The sequence below is a fragment of the Tsukamurella sp. II2bb genome (assembly GCF_057815145.1).
Genome location: NZ_JBYPZI010000005.1, coordinates 173,820 through 194,510, shown reverse-complemented (window position 1 = coordinate 194,510; position 20,691 = coordinate 173,820). Strand labels below are relative to the sequence as shown.

17 protein-coding genes and 1 pseudogene are annotated in these 20,691 nt (G+C 61.1%); 10 read left to right on the top strand and 8 right to left on the bottom strand.

The window, feature by feature from the left end; genetic code table 11:
- The first annotated feature begins 148 nt into the window (after window positions 1–148).
- A complete protein-coding gene (locus AC21LY_RS13360) occupies window positions 149–958 on the top strand; it encodes an IclR family transcriptional regulator (RefSeq protein ID WP_489046975.1) in 810 nt (269 codons plus the stop codon).
- 18 nt (window positions 959–976) lie between these two features.
- On the opposite strand, the gene AC21LY_RS13355 is transcribed toward AC21LY_RS13360, so the two are convergent.
- On the bottom strand, window positions 977–1,702 hold the full coding sequence (locus AC21LY_RS13355) for an SDR family NAD(P)-dependent oxidoreductase (protein ID WP_489046974.1): 726 nt from the start codon (window positions 1,700–1,702) through the stop codon (window positions 977–979).
- Between the two features lie 341 nt (window positions 1,703–2,043).
- On the opposite strand from AC21LY_RS13355, the gene AC21LY_RS13350 reads away from it, so the two are divergent.
- From AC21LY_RS13350 to AC21LY_RS13310, 9 genes are all read left to right on the top strand, one after another.
- Window positions 2,044–3,102: an amidohydrolase family protein gene (locus tag AC21LY_RS13350; protein WP_489046973.1), complete on the top strand. Its 1,059-nt coding sequence runs from the start codon at window positions 2,044–2,046 to the stop codon at window positions 3,100–3,102.
- Window positions 3,099–4,706, top strand: coding sequence for an AMP-binding protein (locus AC21LY_RS13345; RefSeq protein WP_489046972.1), 1,608 nt, complete (start codon window positions 3,099–3,101; stop codon window positions 4,704–4,706). The genes AC21LY_RS13350 and AC21LY_RS13345 overlap by 4 nt, the downstream gene beginning before the upstream one ends.
- A gap of 129 nt (window positions 4,707–4,835) precedes the next feature.
- Window positions 4,836–5,357 carry an aromatic-ring-hydroxylating dioxygenase subunit beta gene (locus AC21LY_RS13340; RefSeq protein WP_489046971.1) on the top strand — a complete coding sequence of 174 codons (522 nt, stop codon included), beginning with the start codon at window positions 4,836–4,838 and terminating at the stop codon, window positions 5,355–5,357.
- A complete protein-coding gene (locus AC21LY_RS13335; RefSeq protein WP_489046970.1) occupies window positions 5,354–6,160 on the top strand; it encodes an SDR family NAD(P)-dependent oxidoreductase in 807 nt (268 codons plus the stop codon). The genes AC21LY_RS13340 and AC21LY_RS13335 overlap by 4 nt, the downstream gene beginning before the upstream one ends.
- A gap of 107 nt (window positions 6,161–6,267) precedes the next feature.
- Window positions 6,268–6,981 (top strand): dienelactone hydrolase family protein, encoded by a 714-nt coding sequence (locus AC21LY_RS13330; RefSeq protein WP_489046969.1) that lies wholly within the window; start codon window positions 6,268–6,270, stop codon window positions 6,979–6,981.
- Between the two features lie 49 nt (window positions 6,982–7,030).
- A complete protein-coding gene (locus AC21LY_RS13325) occupies window positions 7,031–8,353 on the top strand; it encodes an aromatic ring-hydroxylating oxygenase subunit alpha (RefSeq protein ID WP_489046968.1) in 1,323 nt (440 codons plus the stop codon).
- Between the two features lie 132 nt (window positions 8,354–8,485).
- Window positions 8,486–9,337, top strand: a complete 852-nt coding sequence (locus AC21LY_RS13320; protein WP_489046967.1) for an alpha/beta fold hydrolase — start codon at window positions 8,486–8,488, stop codon at window positions 9,335–9,337.
- A 43-nt stretch (window positions 9,338–9,380) separates the two neighbouring features.
- A complete protein-coding gene (locus tag AC21LY_RS13315) occupies window positions 9,381–10,892 on the top strand; it encodes an aldehyde dehydrogenase (RefSeq protein WP_489046966.1) in 1,512 nt (503 codons plus the stop codon).
- Between the two features lie 29 nt (window positions 10,893–10,921).
- Window positions 10,922–12,046 carry an NDMA-dependent alcohol dehydrogenase gene (locus AC21LY_RS13310; protein WP_489046965.1) on the top strand — a complete coding sequence of 375 codons (1,125 nt, stop codon included), beginning with the start codon at window positions 10,922–10,924 and terminating at the stop codon, window positions 12,044–12,046.
- Here the strand turns inward: AC21LY_RS13310 and AC21LY_RS13305 are convergent.
- The 7 genes and pseudogenes from AC21LY_RS13305 to AC21LY_RS13275 all read right to left on the bottom strand — a co-directional run.
- A pseudogene (locus tag AC21LY_RS13305) lies at window positions 12,043–12,726 on the bottom strand (IS630 family transposase); the annotation flags it as partial. The gene AC21LY_RS13310 and the pseudogene AC21LY_RS13305 sit on opposite strands and share 4 nt — an antisense overlap.
- A gap of 20 nt (window positions 12,727–12,746) precedes the next feature.
- The gene (locus tag AC21LY_RS13300) at window positions 12,747–14,390 is read right to left on the bottom strand and encodes an IS1634 family transposase (RefSeq protein ID WP_489046964.1); all 1,644 of its coding nucleotides are present in this window, start codon (window positions 14,388–14,390) and stop codon (window positions 12,747–12,749) included.
- A 60-nt stretch (window positions 14,391–14,450) separates the two neighbouring features.
- Entirely contained in the window at window positions 14,451–14,960 is a 510-nt protein-coding gene (locus AC21LY_RS13295; protein ID WP_489046963.1) for a helix-turn-helix domain-containing protein, read from the bottom strand.
- 359 nt (window positions 14,961–15,319) lie between these two features.
- The gene (locus AC21LY_RS13290; RefSeq protein ID WP_489046962.1) at window positions 15,320–17,047 is read right to left on the bottom strand and encodes an N-acyl-D-amino-acid deacylase family protein; all 1,728 of its coding nucleotides are present in this window, start codon (window positions 17,045–17,047) and stop codon (window positions 15,320–15,322) included.
- A 65-nt stretch (window positions 17,048–17,112) separates the two neighbouring features.
- Complete coding sequence (locus AC21LY_RS13285; RefSeq protein ID WP_489046961.1) at window positions 17,113–17,856, bottom strand: alpha/beta fold hydrolase; 744 nt, start codon at window positions 17,854–17,856, stop codon at window positions 17,113–17,115.
- A gap of 59 nt (window positions 17,857–17,915) precedes the next feature.
- Window positions 17,916–19,499, bottom strand: a complete 1,584-nt coding sequence (locus AC21LY_RS13280) for an AMP-binding protein (protein ID WP_489046960.1) — start codon at window positions 19,497–19,499, stop codon at window positions 17,916–17,918.
- Window positions 19,500–19,531: 32 nt separating this feature from the next.
- A complete protein-coding gene (locus AC21LY_RS13275; RefSeq protein WP_489046959.1) occupies window positions 19,532–20,680 on the bottom strand; it encodes an acyl-CoA dehydrogenase family protein in 1,149 nt (382 codons plus the stop codon).
- Window positions 20,681–20,691 lie beyond the last annotated feature (11 nt).

Here is a 20,691-nt window from a genome sequence, read left to right as displayed (position 1 = left end):
AAGTCGTTTGACAAGCGGCCGGGGATCCAGCCCCGACATAGACAGGTCCAACAGTGACAAATCTAACAAAAGTGATGCTACACTTGAGACGAGCTAGGGCATCACGCGTGAAGCCCGGGCAGAAGATGAGGTTGGGCGGAGCGGCACTATGACTACTGAGATGAAGCTGCAAGGCGCAGCCCAGGAGTCACCGTCAATTCTGACGAAGGCATTCGTACTGTTGAGAGCGTTCAATCACGAGAACCGCGTGTTGTCGCTCAGCGAGATAGCGTTGGCATCAGGTCTCCCCAAATCTACCGTGCACCGGTTGCTCGCACGCTTGATCGAATTGGACGTGATCGAACGTCACGACTCTTCGCGTTATCGCGTTGGGATCAGCTTGCTCCATCTCGCCGCCACCAGCCCAGCGTCGAGCCTGCGTGAAGTAGCCCTTCCGTATCTCGCCGCCCTCCATCGATGGTCTGGCCACAACGTTGTACTCGGTGTGCTCCGCTTTCCAAGCGTCGTCCTCATCGACAGATTCTCGGCGCCGACGGCGATGCAGCACGATCAGCCGATCGGTGTCCGCGTACCGGCTCACTCAACCGCCCTGGGGAAGATCATCCTCGCTCACGATCGGAGCCAGGCCAAGGAAGATCAGGGCGGCTACCTCCGTCGGATGACCGCACGAACAATTATCGACCCTCACGTTCTGGAATCCCAGTTACGTCGGGCCCGAGCAGAGAACATCGCTATCGCACAGGACGAGTTCGCTCTGGGGATTTCAGCCATGGCCGCCGCAGTTCTCGTTCGTGGCAAGCCTGTCGGCGCTGTGTCCGTCGTATTTCCGACCTCGGAGGGACCGCCGACTAACCTCGCGAATGCCCTGAGATCTACCGTCGCGAATTTGGCGCGCGAAACGGAGGCCGATTTGTCAGGCGGCCACCAGGCGTGGTTTCCAGGAGACCCGGTACTATAGTTCGGTGTCGTTGCCGTTTCAGATGGCGGTGTAGCCTCCGTCGACAGTCAACGTCGTGCCGGTACAGTACGCACTAGCGTCCGAGGCGAGAAAGAGCAACGCGCCATCCAACTCGCCTGAGAGACCGGGCCTCCGCATCGGAATTGATCGTCGTAGCCACTTTCCGCCGGCCTCGCTGTTGAAGAGCGGCTCGGTCATCTCGGAGGCAAACCACCCCGGGCACAAGGTGTTGACCCGAACCCCACGATGTGCCCACTGTGCAGCGAGTTCCCTGCTGAGGTTGATCAATCCGCCTTTGCTTGCCGCGTAACCCGCCTGAGGGAACTTTCCACACCCGACGATACCGAGAACTGAAGCCACATTGACGATCGTGCCGGCACCTTGCTTTAACATCTGGGCGCCGGCGATCCTGCACAATCCGAACGACGCCGCGAGATTCACTGCGAGAACGTTCTCGAACTCGTCGATCGACTCCGACTCTGCGGGAGCGAGATCCGAGATACCAGCATTATTGATCAGGGCATCCACGCGTCCGAACCGCTGCACGGCGAGATCCACCAACCGCTGGCGGTCCGCTTCCGTCGTCACATCGCACACGACTGCGAATGCGTCCGGCAGACTCTCCGCAACCTCCTCCAGGAGGTCTCCACGGCGGGCGGCGACGACGACCTTAGCGCCTGCCGCTCCAAGCACCTGGGCGAAGCGCAGTCCTAGCCCGCTCGAAGCCCCGGTCACAATTGCCACACGGCCTGCAATATCGAATATTCCGGAACTTCCGTTCCTGCTGGACCCGTGCATCGATTCACTCGCCTTCCATAGAACAGTCTGATACCGAAGCGCTTCGGAACAACACATCGCTTCACAACTCGGCGCCCGGACGGCACAATACATCCTGAAACTTGCGCGGATGCGGAAACCGATCCGCCCTGGTACACCGAATTATTCACCTCAGCGTAGCCCGCCGACAACGCGCCCACCAGCGGCGTTTCCAACCATCGGAATCGCCCCTCCCCATCGCCGTCACCCTGTCATAGTCTCACGAACCTGATGGCGCGCTTCAACTAGCTCGTGGGAGATTTAGGCACATGAATGAAGATATACCCGATGGTTCATCGGAACCCTCCACCTGTTCCTCGAACGGGCTCGGGGTCATCGACGTACACGCTCATTACATGTCTCCCGAGCTACCCGACTTCGCGCGCATCTGTCAGGATGCTCGTTGGCCTCGTTTGATCGTTGACGACGACGAATCGGGGCGTATCGTTCTCGGAGATCGATTGTTTCGCAATGTCCGATCTGCTTTGTGGGACACCGAACGTCGGATTGCCGATATGGATGCATGCGGAATCGATACACAGGTCATATCTCCGGTTCCGATCACCCTGGCCTATTGGGCAGATTCCGCCCTCGCTCAACGCTTTGCGGCCGCACAGAACGATACGATCGCCGCGGCCGTCCGGGAGGCCCGCGGGCGCCTCATCGGCTTTGGTGGCCTTCCTCTCCAAGACCCAGAGCGAGCCGCTGACGAGCTTGCCCGGGCGGCTCAGTCCGGGATTGCCGGGTTCGAGATCGGCGCTCACATCGACGGACGCGAGCTTGACGATCCAGTCCTCCGTCCGGTTTTCGCAGCTGCGGAGGAGGCTGGCGTCTCTCTCTTCGTCCACCCGATGGATGGCGGAGCTAAGGTGACCCGCCGATCGGAGCACCCTTACGGATTTGGCGTCGGCATGCTGACCGACACCGCGCTCGCAGCGACCGCACTAGTTTTCGGCGGCGTGCTACAAGAGTTCCCCCGTCTCCGCATCGGGATGGCTCACGGTTGCGGCAGCTTCCCGTGGGTCTACCCGCGAGTCCGCAAAGCCGCTACGACGTACGCTACATCGGAATATCCCGCCTTTGACTCTATAGTCAAACGGCTATGGGTGGACAATTTGGTCTTCGACCCGCTTCACATTCCACTTCTGATTGCACGATTCGGCCACGACCGGATCATGGTCGGCAGCGACTACCCGTTCCTTCCCGGGCAACCCGAAGAGTCAATCTCGCTCATTCACAAAGCTGCAGAGAAGAAGCTGCTCGACCCATCGCTTGCGGCTTCGGTGCGCGCCCAGAACGCATTATCGTTCCTCGGAACCACGGCTTGACCGAGAAACTGTCGGGCACCGTTCATCCCGATCTACCACCGACCCCACACAGGAGCTCGCCGTTGAAAACTAAGTTCCCCGACAGCATTGCAACAGACACCCCCGACCGCGCGGCATATATTCTAGCGCGCGCTGGCGCAGTTGTCACATACCGAGAACTTGTCGACGGATCCCGCCGGATCGCACACTTGTTGAGATCTCGGGGGGTTGCACGCGGCGCCGCGGTCGCGATCCTCATGGAGAACACCGTCGGCTTCTTCGAGTGCGCCTGGGCTTGCCAGCGATCGGGTCTCCGGTATGTCGCGATCTCGACCCACCTCACTTCTTCAGAGGTCGCATACATCCTGGGTAACTCGCAGGCGGCGGCGCTGTTCACCAGTGCCCAGAATTCCAACACCGCAGTGCGCGCCGTCAGTGAGTGCGGCACTCCAATACCAGTGTTCTCAGTCGATCCAAACCCTCATGGGGTCCCGGAACTATGGCCCGCCGTCGAGGACTTCGCCGCCACACCTCTCGATGACGAGTGCGAAGGTGTCGACCTCCTCTACTCCTCCGGCACTACAGGCAGACCGAAAGGCGTCGAAGCCGATCTCACCTTCGCGCCGATCGGCACTCCCCCGGGTGTGGCGAACCTACTCGAGGATAGATGGGGCTTTGACGAAGACTCCGTGTATCTTTCGCCGGCACCGCTCTACCACGCCGCTCCCCTGCGGTTCTCGATGACCGTCCATCGCCTCGGCGGAACGGTGGTCGTGATGGAGAACTTCGACCCCCGACAGGCGCTTGAACTGCTGACTCGCTATCGCGCTACCCATACACAGATGGTGCCCACGATGATGAAGCGCTTGCTGCGCTTGCCAGCACGGGAGCGGCAGTCCGCGGACCTCCGTTCCCTCCGGGCGCTCATCCACGCAGCCGCGCCCTGTCCAGCCGAACTAAAAAAAGAGATGATCGACTGGCTAGGGCCTATCATCGATGAATACTACTCATCGACCGAGAACAACCTGTTCACAATCATCTCCTCCGCGGAAGCACTGGAACGACCTGGATCAGTTGGCAGATCCGTTTTGGGAACTCCGCACATTTGCGACGACGACGGGAACGAGTTGCCAGTCGGTGTGCCCGGCACCATCTGGTCCGACGGCGGGTTTTCATTTAGGTATCTGAACGATCCCGAAAAGACAGAACAATCGAGGAACAGTCGCGGCTGGACCACAATCGGCGACATAGGATACTTGGACGACGACGGCTATCTCTATCTGAGCGATCGGCGCGCCGACCTAATTCTCAGTGGTGGCGTAAATATCTATCCCCAGGAGGCAGAAAACCTCCTGAGCCTACACCCAGAGGTATACGACGTCGCCGTGATCGGAGTACCAAACGCGGACTTCGGCGAGGAAGTCAAAGCAGTCGTATCGCTCAACTCCCCCGAGCGTGCCGGACCGGAGATGGAGGAGGAACTCATCGGCTACTGTCGCGAGCGAATCGCGAAATTTAAATGTCCGCGCAGTATCGATTTCGTGGAGGAACTCCCCCGCACTTCGACGGGCAAACTATACCGGCGAGTCCTCCGAGACCAGTACCGACGCCTCCCCCGCGGTTAGCTCGTCGACATGCTGAAACAGCGGAGACGGCATCACGTATCGACCCGATTCCGGCGTCTGGAACACGGACTAGCCATCGCCGTCTGCGCCGCACACACTGACGAGAGCCACACCATAGGAGGACCCACAGTGATCAACTCGTCAGGGCTGACCGAACTTCAGCGACCGGCGGAAGTACAGCTAGTACATGATGTTGAACAGTTTCTTTTTGACGAGGCAGAGTTGCTGGATCAGTGGCGCCTCCACGAATGGCTGGAATTGTTCACTGAGGACGGCCGTTACGAGGTTCCCACCACCGACCTACCCGACGGTGACCCCGCTCAAGACCTCTTCCTGGTCCATGACGACAAGTTTCTCCTCGAACAGCGGGTACGCTCACTGATGACCCGGGCAGCGCACGCGGAGTATCCACACTCGCGCACGCGACGAATCGTTTCGAATATTCGTGCAACGCCGCGCGATCATTCGATTCAAGTGTGCGCAAATTTTGTGATCTTCCGAAGCCATCGCGGGCTACTCGATACATACGTCGGTCACTACCAACATTCTCTTATTCAGTCCGCAGAGGGCAGATTTCTTTTCAAAGAACGGAAGTCCATCCTGGACCTCGACTCATTGCGACCGCACGGCAAGGTCAGTATTCTACTATGAGAAAACTAGAGGGGAAAGTCGCAATTGTCACTGGCGCGAGTCCGAACATCGGCGGTACCTTGGCGCTAGGTTTGGCAGCAGAGGGGGCGAGAGTGGCCTGTACGGACATCTCCAATTCCACCGCGACTGAAGCCGCCAAACGCGTCGATGCAGCTGGCGGAGAAGCGCTTTCCTTCCATGGTGATGTCACGGACCCTGACCATGCGGAAGCCGTTGTCCGACGAACGCTCGAGCGGTGGGGTCGGATCGACATCCTCGTGAACAATGCAGTCTGGTTCAATAAGAAGGGCCTGCTGGACGGTACGCTTGAGGACTATCGCCGACAGATCGACGTAATTCTCAGCGGCGCCTATCTGTTCACACGCGGCGCGGCTCAGGCCATGATCGGAGGCGGAATTCAGGGCAGTGTGATCAATGTCTTGTCAACCGCGGCATGGCAGGGTGAGCCGGGAAACATCGGATACTCGACCGGCAAGAGCGGCCTGATCAATTTCACACGCTCAGCAGCGATGGAGCTCGCTCACTATGGAATTCGGGTCAATGGATTCACCCCGACCGCAACTCAACCCACCGACTCCGAAGCGATTCGCCGCATGGAAGCAACGCTCGGCGCCAGTTCCCGATATCAAATGAAGTACCTCGAACACGCACCACTTCGCAGGCTCCCCACGCCTGCCGATTATGTTCCGGCGGTAGTACTTCTCGCTTCCGACGATTCCCGAATGATCACCGGAAGCAACATCTCCGTTGACGGCGGAGTCACCGCAAAGTATTGGCCGTGGAATCCGGCCGAATCTCGGTAAATCTCTCGCGACAAGTTCAGGTGAACCGAATGATATCTACCCAGACAGACAAGCCAACAGGTGCCGAATTTCTCATCGTTCCGCAGCGTATATCGATCGGAGTCGGGATGGAGAGCATTCCGGGGGCCTCAATCGCCTTACCCGGCGTTCCGCGCGGCGCGGTGTTGGTTCTCGTCGACGATGAGGGTATCGACGACTTCACCGTAGAATTAATGAACACCATAGCCGAGCACGGCTACGAATCTGTCGCGGCACATCTCGACCGATTCCACCAGCGGAACGGATACTCGCGCGCAATCCAGCAGATCATTGCCGCGCGCGCCACTCTCGAAGCACGAGAATGGAGCGGCGACCAGGTCGGAGTCATCGGCTACGGGAAGGCCGGCGCCTTGGCGATGCTGGCAGCGCAAGAGCTGCGGTTCGGCGCGGCGGTGACCATTACGCGCGGATGCTCCCGATACGGCAACGGCGGCGAGGGGTTCGTTATCGACGATGGCGATGCCGAAATCCCGATCGCCCGGTCGGTACGCACTCCGTGGCTCGGAATCTTCAGTTGTTCGGCACAAGACTCGAACTGGGCTGCCTACCGGAGATCTCAGCTTGAGTTGGACCAGCACTCCGACGAGTTCGCCTCTCTTGTGGCCTACGCCGGCGTCACGGACCGCTTCTACCGAGGGGGCGGCACGGGCCCGCAAGAGTCGGGTGCCAGTTTCGACTGCTGGCAACGCGTGATCGAGTGGATGAACCTACGAATTCTGCATCGCCAAACTCCCCTATCTCTCCTTGATGAACAGCGAAAGCGGATGCTCGCAGGAACATGACCGACGATTATCCGCTTTTCAAATCCCGTTAGTCTTGATTTGAGGTCCCATGTCTAATTACATTGTCGACGATCGTGAGATGCCGCGTTTCCTGGTGAACCGCCGCGCAATGACCAGTCCTGACGTCTTTGCTCTGGAACAAGACAAGATCTTCAACCACACCTGGTTGTACATCGGACACGAGACTGAGTTGCCTAAGCCGAACGACTACAAGACGCGAAGAGTGGGCGGTCGACCGATGATCTTCGCCCGAGATTCAAAGGGAAGAATCAACGCCTGGATCAACTCGTGCCCGCACCGCGGCGCTATGCTCTGCCGGGAACCCTCAGGGAATGCCCGGTTTCTGACCTGCTTCTACCACGGCTGGAGCTTCAGCACCTCTGGCGACCCGGTTTCCATTCCGGGAGATGACGCCTACAGCGAAAAGTTCAATCGTCCCGAACTTACCGCGGCGCCTCAGATCGATTCCTACAACGGCTTCGTCTTTGTGAGCTTCGACCCAGACATCGTCGATCTGAAGACCTACCTCGCCGGAGCGACGGAGTACCTCGACCTGGTTTGCGATCAGTCGACCATCGGTATGCAGGTACTGTCAGGCAGCCACGAGTACTCCGTGAAGGCGAACTGGAAGCTTCTTGTCGAGAACAGCATCGACGGATACCATGCGTCGTCGGTCCATCAACGCTACTTCGAGATGGTCATGGCGGCCCGCGGCGCACTGGATACAAGCGCCATCGGCGACTCACGAGGAATCGACCTGGGTAATGGACACGCTGTGATCGCTGGGGAGCCGACCACCGAGGGCCTTTTCGGCCGCCCTCTCTCAGGCGCCGGGGCGGCCGAACGGGCAAAGCGATTCGAGGCGCTCCGGGAGCTCTATGGCGACGCCTGGGTCGACCGTATGGCTGGGTCACGGAATCTTGTGATATTCCCCAATCTAGTGATCATCGACCTGGTCATGGGAGTGGTCATCCGCAAGATCGACCCCGTGAGCGCTGACTACATGGAGGTCACTGCGTGGGAACTGGCGCCACCGGAGGAAGATCCAGAACTCCGACAGCAGCGTCTCGACAACTTTCTAACATTCTGGGGCCCAGGAGGGATGGCGTCGCCCGACGATGTCGAGGCCCTCGAGACCTGTCAGCAAAGCTACGCAGCGGCGCGCGAATTGGCCTGGTCTGACATCTCGCGGGGGATGCACAAGTCCGTCGTAGCTGGTTCGGACGAACTGCAGATGCGAACGTGGTGGCGGCGTTGGAACGAATTCGTCACCGGAGACGTGCTGTCACCAGAAGAACATGCTCCGCTCAATGGGGTCTATGTAGGGCAGAAGAAGACCGATCACAGAAAACATGAAGCCATCGAAAAGTGATCACTGCGGCCGTATCTCGCCTCACCGTGTCGGGATAAGGAAGTCGACCTAATCTTCGCCGCGCATGCGCAGTTCGCGTACCACCATATCGTCTCCCGTAAACACCGACTATTACCTAAAAGGAGCATTCCCTTGACCACACCAGCGTTGTCCACTGAGGCCACCTCGCGCTACCTAGTTCTTAACGGCGTTCGCATTCACTTCCACGATATCGGAACCGGCCCCGTACTTCTCATGCTGCACGGCGGTGGACCGGGCGCCAGCGCCTGGAGCAACTTCAAACAGAACGTTCCGGCGTTGGCCGAGAACTTCCGCCTTCTTCTGGTGGACCAACCCGGTTTCGGCTTGAGCGACAAGCCCGTACACGACCGACCACAGCACGAGTTCACCGCTGAGCTCTTGGTCGCACTTCTCGACGAACTAGAGATCGAAACGGCGACACCCGTCGGCAATTCTATGGGTGGAGCAGCATCCTTGGAGCTGGCGATTACCCATCCGGAGCGGGTTGACCGGCTGGTCTTGATGGCACCCGCAGGTGGCGCACTCCCAATAACGTCCCAGCTGTCTGCCGAAGCGAAGATCCTGTTCAACTACTACGCCGATCCCGGGCCGAGCCTTGACCGGACCCGGGCGCTGTTCGAGGCCTTGGCGTACGATGCCGCAGGCGTTCCCGACGAGACTCTGCACGAACGATACGAAGCATCGCTGGACCCGGCCGCGATGGCGTATCACAAGCGGATGTTCGGGCAGTGGGGAGACCTCGGGCCCGCGCACTGGAAAAAGGTTCACGAGATCAAGCATCCGACGCTGTTGCTGTGGGGACGTGAGGACCTTGTCCTCACGCTGGACAGCAGCCTGCACATGCTGCACCAGATGCCGAACGCACGACTGGTCGTCTTTCCCAAATGCGGCCACTGGTGCCAACTGGAAGTAGCGAGGCAGTTCGAGCAGCAGATCGCGCTCTTCATGAGTGAGACGGCATGACACAACAATCCAGCCGTCAGACACTCGACCTAAGGGGGCCACGATGACGCAGAGCGCAGGACCTGGCGCCGCCATTCGCCATCCGGACAAGCTGTTCATCGGCGGCGAGTGGATCCGTCCATCGACTAGCGAGCAATTCGACGTGATCGACTCGACGACCGAAAGTGTGATTTTCCGGGTCGCGGAGGGAAAAGCCGAAGATATCTCGACTGCTGTCGCGGCCGCTCGGCACGCGTTCGACCACGGCGTATGGCCTCGACTATCGCACGCCGCGCGAGCTGACTACCTCAAGCGTTTCGCCACTTCGATCCGGTCTCGCACGGAGCAGTTCAGCACAATCTGGACGAGCCAGATGGGTATCCTCAGGTCGCTCGCGAACGCTTCCGTGTCACGAACTCCATCGAACTTTGACGCCTATGCCACGCTAGCGGAGGAGTTCGAGTTCGTTGAACGTCGGCCGACATCGACGGGCTCGGGGACTGGGCTTCTCGTCCGAGAGCCGGTTGGCGTAGTCGCAGCAATTATTCCGTGGAATGCACCGCTCTCCATGATTACCCACAAGGTCGCGCCGGCCCTCCTCGCCGGGTGCACGGTGGTTCTTAAGCCATCACCCGAGGCACCGGGAGAGGCGTATCTCTTCGCGCAGATCGCCGAAGAGATCGGGCTGCCGCCAGGCGTGCTGAACGTCGTCACGACGGAACGCGAAGCGTCCGAACTCCTGGTGCGAGACCCGCGCGTGGATAAGGTGACGTTCACCGGATCATCGACAGCGGGGCGACGTATAGCCTCCCTGTGCGGCGAACGGATTGCACGATGCACACTGGAACTCGGAGGCAAATCCGCCGCCGTGGTCCTCGATGACTACAACGCCACCCTCGCCGCGGAAAGTATCGCTGGACAGGCGTGCCATATGAGCGGCCAGGTATGCGCGAGCCTAACCCGGGTCGTGGTGCATCAACGTATGTATGACGACTTCGTTGAGGCCCTGGCGGCCAAACTCGGCAGCCTGGAGGTGGGGGACCCGAGGGATTCAGCCGTCGCCATGGGGCCGCTGGTCAGCGACACCCAGCGCAGTCGCGTGGAAGGCTATATCGCGAAGGGAATCGCTGAGGGTTCGCGGCTGGCAGTCGGTGGGTCTCGCCCGTCCCGGATGGAGCGCGGATACTTCGTCGAGCCGACGGTTTTCGCCAACGTTGACAGCTCGTCGGTGATCGCGCAGGAAGAAATCTTCGGTCCAGTAGTGAGCGTGATTCGGGCGAGAAACGACGATGAGGCCGTCGAGATCGCGAACGACACGATCTACGGCCTGAACGCGTCGGTATTCACCCACGACGCCGATCGCGCCTACGCTATTGCCCGCCGCCTGCAGTCCGGTACAGTCGGCCACAACGGCTTCCGCGTTGATTTCGGCATCGCCTTCGGCGGATTCAAGCAGTCCGGCATCGGTAGGGAAGGCGGGCGCGAAGGACTGTTGGCGTTTCTCGAGTCCAAGACCGTCGTCCTGGATACCGATCCATTGTTCTGGGCCGAGTCTGCGAAACTGCGCCTCCAATAAGAACGAACACAAACGCAAGGAGAATATCGATGAGAACCAGGGCCGCATTGCTATGCGAGCAGCCGGGAAAGTGGCGGGTAAGCGAAGTAGACCTCGATAATCCTGGTCAGGGTGAGGTACTCGTAGAGATGGTCGCCAGTGGCCTCTGCCATTCCGACGACCACTACGCGATGAACGACGCTCCCCTCCCGACACTCCCGTTTTGTGGTGGCCACGAAGGCGCCGGCATCGTGCGCGCCCTCGGTCCCGGCGTCGTAGGACTAGCCGAAGGCGACCACATCGTTACCTCATTTATTCCTTCCTGTGGGAGGTGCACGCCGTGTGCCGCGGGACTCCAGCATCTCTGCGACAACGGCGCCCTCGTCGGGCAGGGCCGTCAACTCGACGGAGCCTGCCGGATGCACACGAACGGGACCGATATCGCGACGACCGGGATGCTCGGCACTTTCTCTGAATGGCAAGTCTTCGACCAGCTGTCGTGCGTTAAAGTGCCAAAGGATCTCCCGCTCAATATCCTCTGCCTGCTGGCATGCGGCGTTCCCACCGGCTGGGGCTCCGCTACCAATGCGGCGAACATCCGCACCGGCGACGTGGTTGCTGTCATCGGATCCGGTGGCATCGGAATCAACGCTGTTCAAGGCGCCGCCCACGCCGGAGCCTCCCGAGTCGTCGTCATCGATCCGGTCGAATTCAAACGTGAATCTGCCCTTCACCTGGGCGCGACCGATGCCTTCCCGACCGTCGAAGAGGCACTCGAGCTCATTCACAGTATCACCCACGGCCAGGGAGCTGCGGCTGCGATAGTCGCTGTCGGTGTCACAACTGGTGATCACATCGCCGATGCTTTCCGAACCATCCGTAAGGCTGGGACGGTCGTTGTCACTGGTATCGGCCGGAACGATGCCGTCAATATTCCGGTAAACCTGTTTGAGCTGAGCATGTACCAAAAGCGCATCCAGGGGTGTATGTTCGGCAACACTGGACCGCGTGATCAGATCCCAGCTCTCATCGACCTGTACCGTGCCGGGAAGCTCAAGCTCGATGAGCTCGTGACCCGACGCTACGCACTGGACGAGATCAACGATGCGTACGCCGATCTTCATTCCGGGTTGAACATCCGCGGTGTCATCGACTTCGGCATCGCGACCACCTAGTGGCGCGGGTTTGAAGTTGTTGGACGGTTCGCCTTCTCGAGGATCTGCTCGGCGGTCTTGGTCCAGACGAACGGCTGCGCTCTCGGGTTCCAGCCGTCGATGAAGGCCCGGATCTTGGCATTGAGGTCCTTGACGGAGGTGAACACGCCGCGGCGGATGGCCTGTCGTTCGACGATCCCGAACCAGGCCTCGACGAGGTTCATCCAGGAAGCGTGGGTCGGGGTGAAGTGCACGCCGATCCGGGGATGCTTGGCGAGCCAGGCCTTGACGTCGGCGTGCTTGTGAGCGGCGTAGTTGTCCATCACCAGGTGCAGCACGACCGGGTTCCCGTCGGAGTCGAGCACGTCGCGGTAGACGCGCTCGATCTGGCGCAGGAACGCCAGGAACTCCTGGTGCCGATGCTTGGGTTTGAGGGCGGCGGTGACCTTCCCGGTCGCGATGTCCCGGGCGGCGAACAAGGTGGTGGTGCCGTGCCGGTAGTAGTCGTGGGACCGGCGCTCGACCCTGCCTGGTTGCATCGGCAGGATCGGCACCGTCCGATCCAGGGCTTGGATCTGCGACTTCTCATCCACGCACAGCACGATCGCGTTCTCCGGCGGGTTCAAGTACAGCCCGCACATGTCGGTGACCTTGCCGACCAACTCCGGGTCGGTGGAAAACCGAAAGGACTCGGCCTTGAACCTGACTTAGGACATTCGGTTTAGTGTGCCGGGATCCCCAGCTTCTGAAGTATTTCGGATTGCTCACGAGGTATCTGTGGTGGGAACTCCTGCGTCACGCCGTTGACCGCGATCAGCGCGGTGCGTAGCGGGCGCAACTGTTTGACGACGTTGCCGATCGCGAGGTCGGTGGCGTCCTGGATGGCGCGGGAGACTGCGAGGGCGGCGAACACGACGGTCAGGTGCGCTTCGATGTTGTCGCGGGTGCGGTGGAAGATCGGGCGGGCGGCGAGGTCGGTCTTGGACATGCGGAAGGACTGCTCGACGTGCCACAGGTCGTGGTACTTGGCGATCACCTCCGCGGCGGGCATCGTCGCGGCGGGGACGTTGGTGACATAACCTTTCAGCCCGATCAGCCGGCGGGCGCGGGCGAGGGTCTTCTGGTCGAGGGTGATCTCTTCGTCGTCGATCTTCACGAATCGTGTTGTCTTGACCTTCTTCCCGGCGTCGACGACGGCGCGAGCCTTCGCCTCCTGCGCGTCCAGGGTCCGGGTGTCGCGGCGGGCGCGTTTCGCGGAGTACTGCCACACCGCCCGCCACGACCGGTCGTACACCTGCCGGTCGACTTCACTGTCCCACACCGGCTCCCGGCGTTGCCGGGTGTCGCTGACCTGGTACCGGGCGTCGCGTGGGGTGACCGTGTCCACGATCTGACCGTCGCTGAAAGATTCGCCGTTCCAATGGAAATGCGATTCAAGGTCTTTCGGCGCTTTGGTCGAGCGGGAGCCTACGATGAACCCCAGGCCGGCGGTGTGCAGCGCGGTCAGGTTCTTCTGCGACAGCATCCCCGCATCAGCGGCGACCACCAACTGTGTGTCCTCGACCCGGTGACGGGCCCGGAACGCCTCGATGATCGGCACCAGGGTAGTCGTCTCCACGGTATCACCTTCGAAACATCCTACCTCCAAAGGGAATCCGTTCCGGTCCACCAGCAGGCCGACGACGATCTGCGGGTCGACGCGCCGCTCCTTCGAATATCCGACCTTCCGTAGCGTGTCCTCGTTCTCCGCCTCGAAGTACAGCGTCGTTGCGTCGTAGAGGATCAGCGACAGGCCGCCGTGCACCGCGGAGTAGGCGAAGCATTTGGTGGACAACGTATCTCGATAGTCGTGCTGCTGCGCCGCCTGCAGGTGCCGCTGAACGGTGCGGTAGGAGAAGGTCTGCGCGCCGAGGTCGGCCAGGACGCGGATCGAGTCCGCTTTCGATGTCGGCTCCACCACCCTCGCGATCACCAGATCCCGGAACACCCGGTCGCCGAGGACGTCGAACCCCAACTGGTCGTACACCCGCCCGACCACCCGGTACAGCACCTGCGAGCAGGTCCCGAGCGTGCGACCCGCCCCCGCGGTCCGCGGCGGCGCCGGGATCGGTGCGGGCGCCGGCAGCGGCAACCGCCCGCGGGTCCAGTCCGCGACATCCGCCATCCGCGCCACCAGCGTCGGCACCTCGAACAGAGACTCCTGCCCGGCATCGACGATCGCCTGCGCCTTCGCCACCAAGATCCCCAACTCCGCATCCGTCCGGGCCGAGCCCAGATGCTCGATCACGTGATCGCGACCTGCGCGTTTCTCTGCCACCTGCACCGCGACGGCCTCCGACGCGGTCCGTTCCTTCCACACGAACACACCCCCGAACCTACCCGGTTAGTGTGCTGAAACACCCTCACGCATCCGCAAACCAGCAGGTCACAGGCTTACCAACGGCGAACCCTCGGCGACATGTCCGAAGTCAGGCGGGTTCAAGTACAGCCCGCAGATGCCGGTGACCTTGCCGACCAACTCCGGGTCGGTGGAAAACCGAAAGGACTCGGCCTTGAACGGTTTGATCCCGTACTCCCGCCACGCTCGGGCGACTGATGCGTCGGAGATCTTCAACCGCCTCGCCAGCAGCCTGGTCGACCAATGCGTCACGCCAAGGCCTTTCGGCGGCGGCGTCAACGTCGCGACGATGATCGCGTCCCGGTCGAGCCGCCTCGGCCGGCCGGAGCGGGCACGACCGGTCAAGCCGTCGAGCCCACGCTCGAGGTAGCGCTCACGCCACGCGATCACCGTCGTCGGCGATGCGTCCACCAACTCAGCGATCCGCCGGTTCGCCACCCCGTCAGCAGCGAGCAGCATCATCCGCGCCCGCTTCGCCGCCGAGGCCTGCACCGACCCCGACCGCGTCCAGGACTCAAGCACCTCACGGACACCCATCACGCAACGTCAACGCAGCAGCAGGACGATTCGCCATGCCTCATTGTCGCAGCACGGAAACCGTTCAGATAGTTACGACGCGCGACACTAGGACTCCGACCAAGCTGGCAAGCGCTGCCTGCCGTCGTCGCGGGTGCAACCGGGATGATCGAGTAGCGTGTTGCCTGAATCGACCATCGCTATGCACTTCGAAACGAAGCTAACATCACCCGTCACCCAGGTGAGTCGATTTGCCACGGCACGCTCGGGTCGCCTGACACGCGGATCGGTTGTGTCTTACCGACGAACTTGTCGCGACGGTCCATGGACTGCGCCGATGGTATCGGGTACGGTTCCGTCCGCGAGGTCAAGCCTCAAGTTCAACCGACAGGGGCAAGAGATCCTGACCGAACCAACCGTCCCGGCCGAGCACCTGTGTCTTCGCCATTACGATAGACCACCTGGCCGGCGACGATCGTAGCCTCGTAGCCAGTAGCCTGCTGTAGCAGCCGTCTGCCGCCGTTCGGCAGGTCATAAGCCACGAACGGTGCGCCGAACTCAAGGCGTTCGAAGTCGATGATGTTCAGATCAGCTCGGAGTCCCTCTGCGATTCTTCCGCGGTCGGACAGTCCAAACGAATCTGCCGTGTCGGAAGTGAGCCGACGAATCGCCTCTTCCAGGCTGAATCGCTGCCTCTCCTTGACCCAGTAGGTGAGGAGCCATGTTGGGAAGCCCGCATCAAGGATAAAGCCTACATGGGCGCCGCCGTCTCCCAACCCCATGATCGTGTTCGGGTTAGCAAGCATCTCCTCGCACTCTGACAGATCGCCTGAGGCGTAGTTCGCGAATGGGACGTAAATGAACCCCATTCCATCCGATTCGAGCATGATAGCGTAGGCGATCTCCGCAGGGCTACGGCCTTCTCGCTCGGCGATCGCCGCGACTGAAGAACTGGCCGCAGGCGTGTAGTCGGGCGGGTTTCCGAACCGGAACATGTTTGTGTACTCGATCCGGCTCATTAGGGGGAAAGTACTGAACTCAGTGGGGTCTTCCGACAAGATTTTTGCTCTGACTGCGGGATCCCTCATTGCTGCTACTCGATCCGTTAGGGGCAAGCCCGCGATCTTTTGGTACGTCGCGGTACCAGAGAATGGGTTCTGGCTGCCTTCCAGGCCCAGCAGTAGGCCGATGGCTCGCGGTGCCACGACGGGCCGCAGATTGATGCCGTCGTCGATCGCGCTGTCGGCGAACGCCATCAGCTCGCGCCACTTCTCTGGTTGCTCACCACTTTGGATGAGGCTGAACACTCCGGCCATCCCGGACTTCTCCAGCGCTCGGCGGACCATCTCGTACTCACCGATGACATCAGGGTCACCAGTCTCGGCGACCAGCTCGAACACGCCTCGACCGGAATCTTTCATGCCCATGATCAGCGCCGAGATCTCCCGTTCGCGCGCGAGGAGGGTTGGGGTGAAGTCGCCAGCCCGGTTCTTGTGTGCCGTGCTGCGCGACGTCGAGACCCCGAAAGCGCCCGCCGCGATCGCCTCGGCGACGATCGTGCGCATCTGCTCGACGTCGGCGGCGGTGGCCGGCTCGAGTCGCAGCGCACGCTCACCCATGACGAACACCCGGATCGGGGCGTGCGGAATCAAAGCGCAGAGGTCGATGTCACGCGGGATCGAGTCGACCACATCCAGATACTCAGGGAACGACTCCCACTCCCAGGTCAAGCCCTCGTCCATGACTGCCGCCGGGATGTCTTCGACGCCCTCCATCAGCGCGACGAGACCCTCACGGTCCTGAGGCTTGCATGGAGCGAAGCCGACACCGCAGTTGCCCATCACCGCGGTAGTGACTCCGTGCCACGAGGTAGGTGTGATGCGATCCGACCAGACCGCCTGCCCGTCGTAATGGGTATGAATATCGACGAATCCGGGCGTAACGATGCGGCCGGAGGCGTCGATCTCCTCGGTGGCCGTTCCAGCTACAGTACCAACTTCGACGATCTTTCCATTCGATACAGCGATATCTGCAATGGTGCCCGGTTCGCCCGTGCCGTCATAAACGGTTCCGCCGCGAATCACCAGGTCGTAGAGCGCTTCGCTCATTTGATTCTCCCTTTCTATTCTTCCCACATACGGAAAGGTCTCGTGGCCGTAGGCATCGGCCATACTCAGCGGACCAGCGCGTCGATCACCTGCTCCGCTACCCGTCCTGGGTCCTCAAGCGGCCCCCAATGCTGCAGGCCTTCCATCACGAGGTAGTTCTCGGCTCCGAGCCGCTCAGACAATCGCCGCGCCTGTTCGTCAAGAAAGATCGATGATTCGGATCCCCGCGCGATCGTGAGGGGGCAGGAGATCCGACCGAAGACCTCGTCTTCGGTGACCCCTTGGGCGTAGATTTCGGCCTCGGTTGCCGGCGAGCACTTCAGCGCTACAGCGCCGTCTACGGTGTCTCGGAACCCGAACTCAACGTAGCTCCGCAGGACGGCGTCGTCCCACAGACAGGTCGGGAACTTGTTCTGGTAGGTCAGAAGGGCCTCGGCACGGCTCGCGAACCGACCCCGCCTGCGAGCGGCTGCCTCCACGAAAGGGCCCCGGAACTGCTTGGTCTCATCGGAGACGATCCCCGGCTCATACAGAAACATCGCCGCAAACTCGACACCGAGGACCGTGGCAGCTTGAGCCATCATCGCCCCGCCCAGCGAGTGACCGACCGCATACGGCATACCGTCACCGATCACGTCTACTGCAGCGGCTACGTCATCGGCCAGCGCTTGCCAGGTGTGCTGGTCTGCGGTGAGCGCCGACGAATCTCCATGTCCACGAAAATCCATTGCCCAGCAGTGAAAGTACTCGCCGAGTCGCTCAGCCACGGCCGACCAACATCGACCATGCAGACCGGTTGCGTGGGCCATGAGCAGTGCGGGTCCGGCTCCTCCGAGGTCGTGGACCGCGATGCGGTCTCGTGCAAGCCTCATCGGGTGACTACGATTCCCGCCGACTCACGGTCCCAGCAGTCGGCGATGCCCGCTTTGCGCAGTTCGTACTTCTGCACCTTTGTCGTCTGTGTACGCGGCAGATCAGAGGAGAATTGCACGTACCGGGGAACCATGAAATAGGGCAAGCGATCAATCAGATACCTGACCAACGCCTCCTCGGTGAGAGTGGACTCCGGTCGCCGGATGACCACGATCTTGATCTCGTCCTCGGTGTACTCGCTGGGCACACCAACGGCTGCTGATTCAATAACGTCAGGGTGTGTGTTTACCTCACGCTCGAGTTCTACCGACGAGATATTCTCTCCGCGACGTCGCAGGGCATCATCGATACGGTCGGCGAAGTAGTATGCTCCGTCGGCGCCACGATAGAAGGCATCGCCGGTGTGAAACCAACCATTTCGCCATGCCTCAAGACTCTTCTCAGGCTGTCCTTGGTAGCCGACCGCCACCAGCCAGGGTTCGCGCGGACGGACCAGCGCTTCACCGATCTCACCGTCGTTCACCGGCATGTCGTTCGCATCTGCCAGCATCACCTCGAACAGCGGGTGCGGCTCGCCGACTCGCCCCGACTTCACCTTCTCCGGATCCGAGTCGAGGAAGGTGGTTCCAGCTTCCGTACTACCGCACGCGGTGACGACGGATACCCCGAATCGATTACGGAAACCCTCGAGGTCCGCGAGAACGGGGATCATGTGAACTTCCCTGATGGGGTTGTCGATGTCGTTCGGCTTCGGTTCCTGCCGCATCAGAAAGTCAGCCATGGCACCGACAATTTGGACAGTAGTCGCACCGACCGCCCGGATCTCATCCCAGAACGACGACGCTCGGAACGCACTGGCAATAAACACCGTGGCCCCAGCGATTAGGCCGCGGTACACCCCACCCCACTGGCCGGCGACATGAAACAGCGGAAGGACGACGAAACGGATATCGTCCGCCGTCGTGTTACCTACGGTTTCCGCTGTCGCGTGGGCGGCCGCATGTGGCAACAGTACTCCCTTGGCGAGGCCCGTCGTACCCGAGGTGTAGAGGACCGCTACCAGTTCGTGGGGTGCCACGTCTACAGGCTCTATCGGGTTGCCTTCCGCCACTGCACCGAAGGGCAGAATTAGACGTCCCTCGCGCACGTGCTCGGTGACCGCAACTCCCGATGTAGACCGTACTACGACGGTAGTCACCGTCTCCCCGGCTGCCTCAAGGAACTGATCTAGATAACGGTCTTCGACTACCGCGGCTTTCGCTCCTGAGTCGTTGATAACGTGGCTTAGTACGCTGCCTCGATACGCCGTATTGATCAGCGTCTCCGCAGCCCCAACAAAACTGAGTCCGAGCCAACTCAGCACTGCCTCGACATGGTTGTCGAGCATCAACAGCACCCGCTCCTGACGTTCGACCCCCAGCGCCGAGAATCCACCGGCAAACTCGGATGCGCGCTGCCAGGTTTCCGCATAGCTCAGTGACATGTTCTCATCGCACAACGCCGGATGCGCTGGACGCGCCGACACAGCCTTCCGTAGTGTGGCCGTGACGGTTCGATCTTTGAGTGGAATCGCTTCCATTTTCTATCCTCCATTTAATATTCTAAGTTCTGTCACAGCAGACGAAGATCGACCGCGAGCGGATCGAAGTAGCACACAGAAAGGGTTGCCGCCGCTCGATACCACCGCTCCAGCGGGTGATCCTCCAAGAATCCATGACCGCCAAGGATATTGATCCCATGCCGGATCGACGACGACGCCAGATCAGTCGCCCGGGCTACTGCCCCTTGCACAGCCCGGGCGAGTTCCGTCACCGCGTTGAGCGACGCCCCCAGCGATGCAGACAGTTCATCACCCAGGCGCCACAGCTCAAAGCGCGTCGCATCGCATTCGATCTGGCGATCGACAAGATTAAACGATACGCTCTGGAAATCGAAGATCGATTGCCCGAATGCCTCCCGATCCCGGGCATAAGCGGTGGCGTATTCAACCGTTGCCTGGGCGGTACCCAGAGCTACGGCGCCAACACCCAAGTATGTCGTGGCTAGCGCTCGTGTGAGCGCTGCAGGGTCGGCGTCGCTGCCGCCGAGCACCGTCGAGTCAGCAACTGGGCAGTCCCGCAGTGTGACCTCGCCCGTTGCAGCTGCCCGTGCCCCGATCTTTCCCGACACCCGATCGTCACGTGTCACGCGGATGCCGGCGCCGCTCGGCCCGGCGACCAAAAAGCCCATCAGTGTCCCGGACGCAGACTCGTTCGCGATCACCAGGGACACATCGGCGGTAGACGGATTGATCACATTCACCTTGTGAGCGTGCAACCGCCATCCTCCGTCGACTCGCGCAGCCACGGCCTCCGTGTCTAGGAAGCCCCGACCACCCGCCTCCTGGACCAGAAGATTTCCACGCATTCTCCGATCCATCAGTCGCGGAAGGAACGTCGATCGTTGTTCTGGCGATCCACACGCCTCGATAACCATGGCCGCATGGCCCGCGGCAACCGCACCGTAGGCGAGCCCCGGGTCTCCGGCCGCCAGCTTTTCCACCGCGATCAGATAGGTGATTGGGTCCATCGACCCCTGTCCCCCGAACTTCTCGGAGACCGGGGCGGTCATACCGAGGTCGGCGATCTCGTCCAGCAGCCGCTCTGCCAGCCCCTCGTCGCGCTCCGCCTCGGCCGCGGTTTGCCGGAGCCGGCTGTGTGCGAACGATGCGCACAGCTTTGCCACGTCTTCCTGATCCGTTGTCATCGTGAGGTCGAACATTTCGAGTTCCC

Excerpts from the sequence above, each read along its gene's own strand:
- AC21LY_RS13360 (WP_489046975.1), top strand. The coding sequence starts at position 149 with ATGACTACTGAGATGAAGCTGCAAGGCGCAGCCCAGGAGTCACCGTCA.
- AC21LY_RS13350 (WP_489046973.1), top strand. The coding sequence starts at position 2,044 with ATGAATGAAGATATACCCGATGGTTCATCGGAACCCTCCACCTGTTCC.
- AC21LY_RS13335 (WP_489046970.1), top strand. The coding sequence starts at position 5,354 with ATGAGAAAACTAGAGGGGAAAGTCGCAATTGTCACTGGCGCGAGTCCG.
- AC21LY_RS13330 (WP_489046969.1), top strand. The coding sequence starts at position 6,268 with ATGGAGAGCATTCCGGGGGCCTCAATCGCCTTACCCGGCGTTCCGCGC.
- AC21LY_RS13325 (WP_489046968.1), top strand. The coding sequence starts at position 7,031 with ATGTCTAATTACATTGTCGACGATCGTGAGATGCCGCGTTTCCTGGTG.
- AC21LY_RS13315 (WP_489046966.1), top strand. The coding sequence starts at position 9,381 with ATGACGCAGAGCGCAGGACCTGGCGCCGCCATTCGCCATCCGGACAAG.
- AC21LY_RS13310 (WP_489046965.1), top strand. The coding sequence starts at position 10,922 with ATGAGAACCAGGGCCGCATTGCTATGCGAGCAGCCGGGAAAGTGGCGG.
- AC21LY_RS13295 (WP_489046963.1), bottom strand. The coding sequence starts at position 14,960 with ATGGGTGTCCGTGAGGTGCTTGAGTCCTGGACGCGGTCGGGGTCGGTG.
- AC21LY_RS13290 (WP_489046962.1), bottom strand. The coding sequence starts at position 17,047 with ATGAGCGAAGCGCTCTACGACCTGGTGATTCGCGGCGGAACCGTTTAT.
- AC21LY_RS13285 (WP_489046961.1), bottom strand. The coding sequence starts at position 17,856 with ATGGCCCACGCAACCGGTCTGCATGGTCGATGTTGGTCGGCCGTGGCT.
- AC21LY_RS13280 (WP_489046960.1), bottom strand. The coding sequence starts at position 19,499 with ATGGAAGCGATTCCACTCAAAGATCGAACCGTCACGGCCACACTACGG.
- AC21LY_RS13275 (WP_489046959.1), bottom strand. The coding sequence starts at position 20,680 with ATGTTCGACCTCACGATGACAACGGATCAGGAAGACGTGGCAAAGCTG.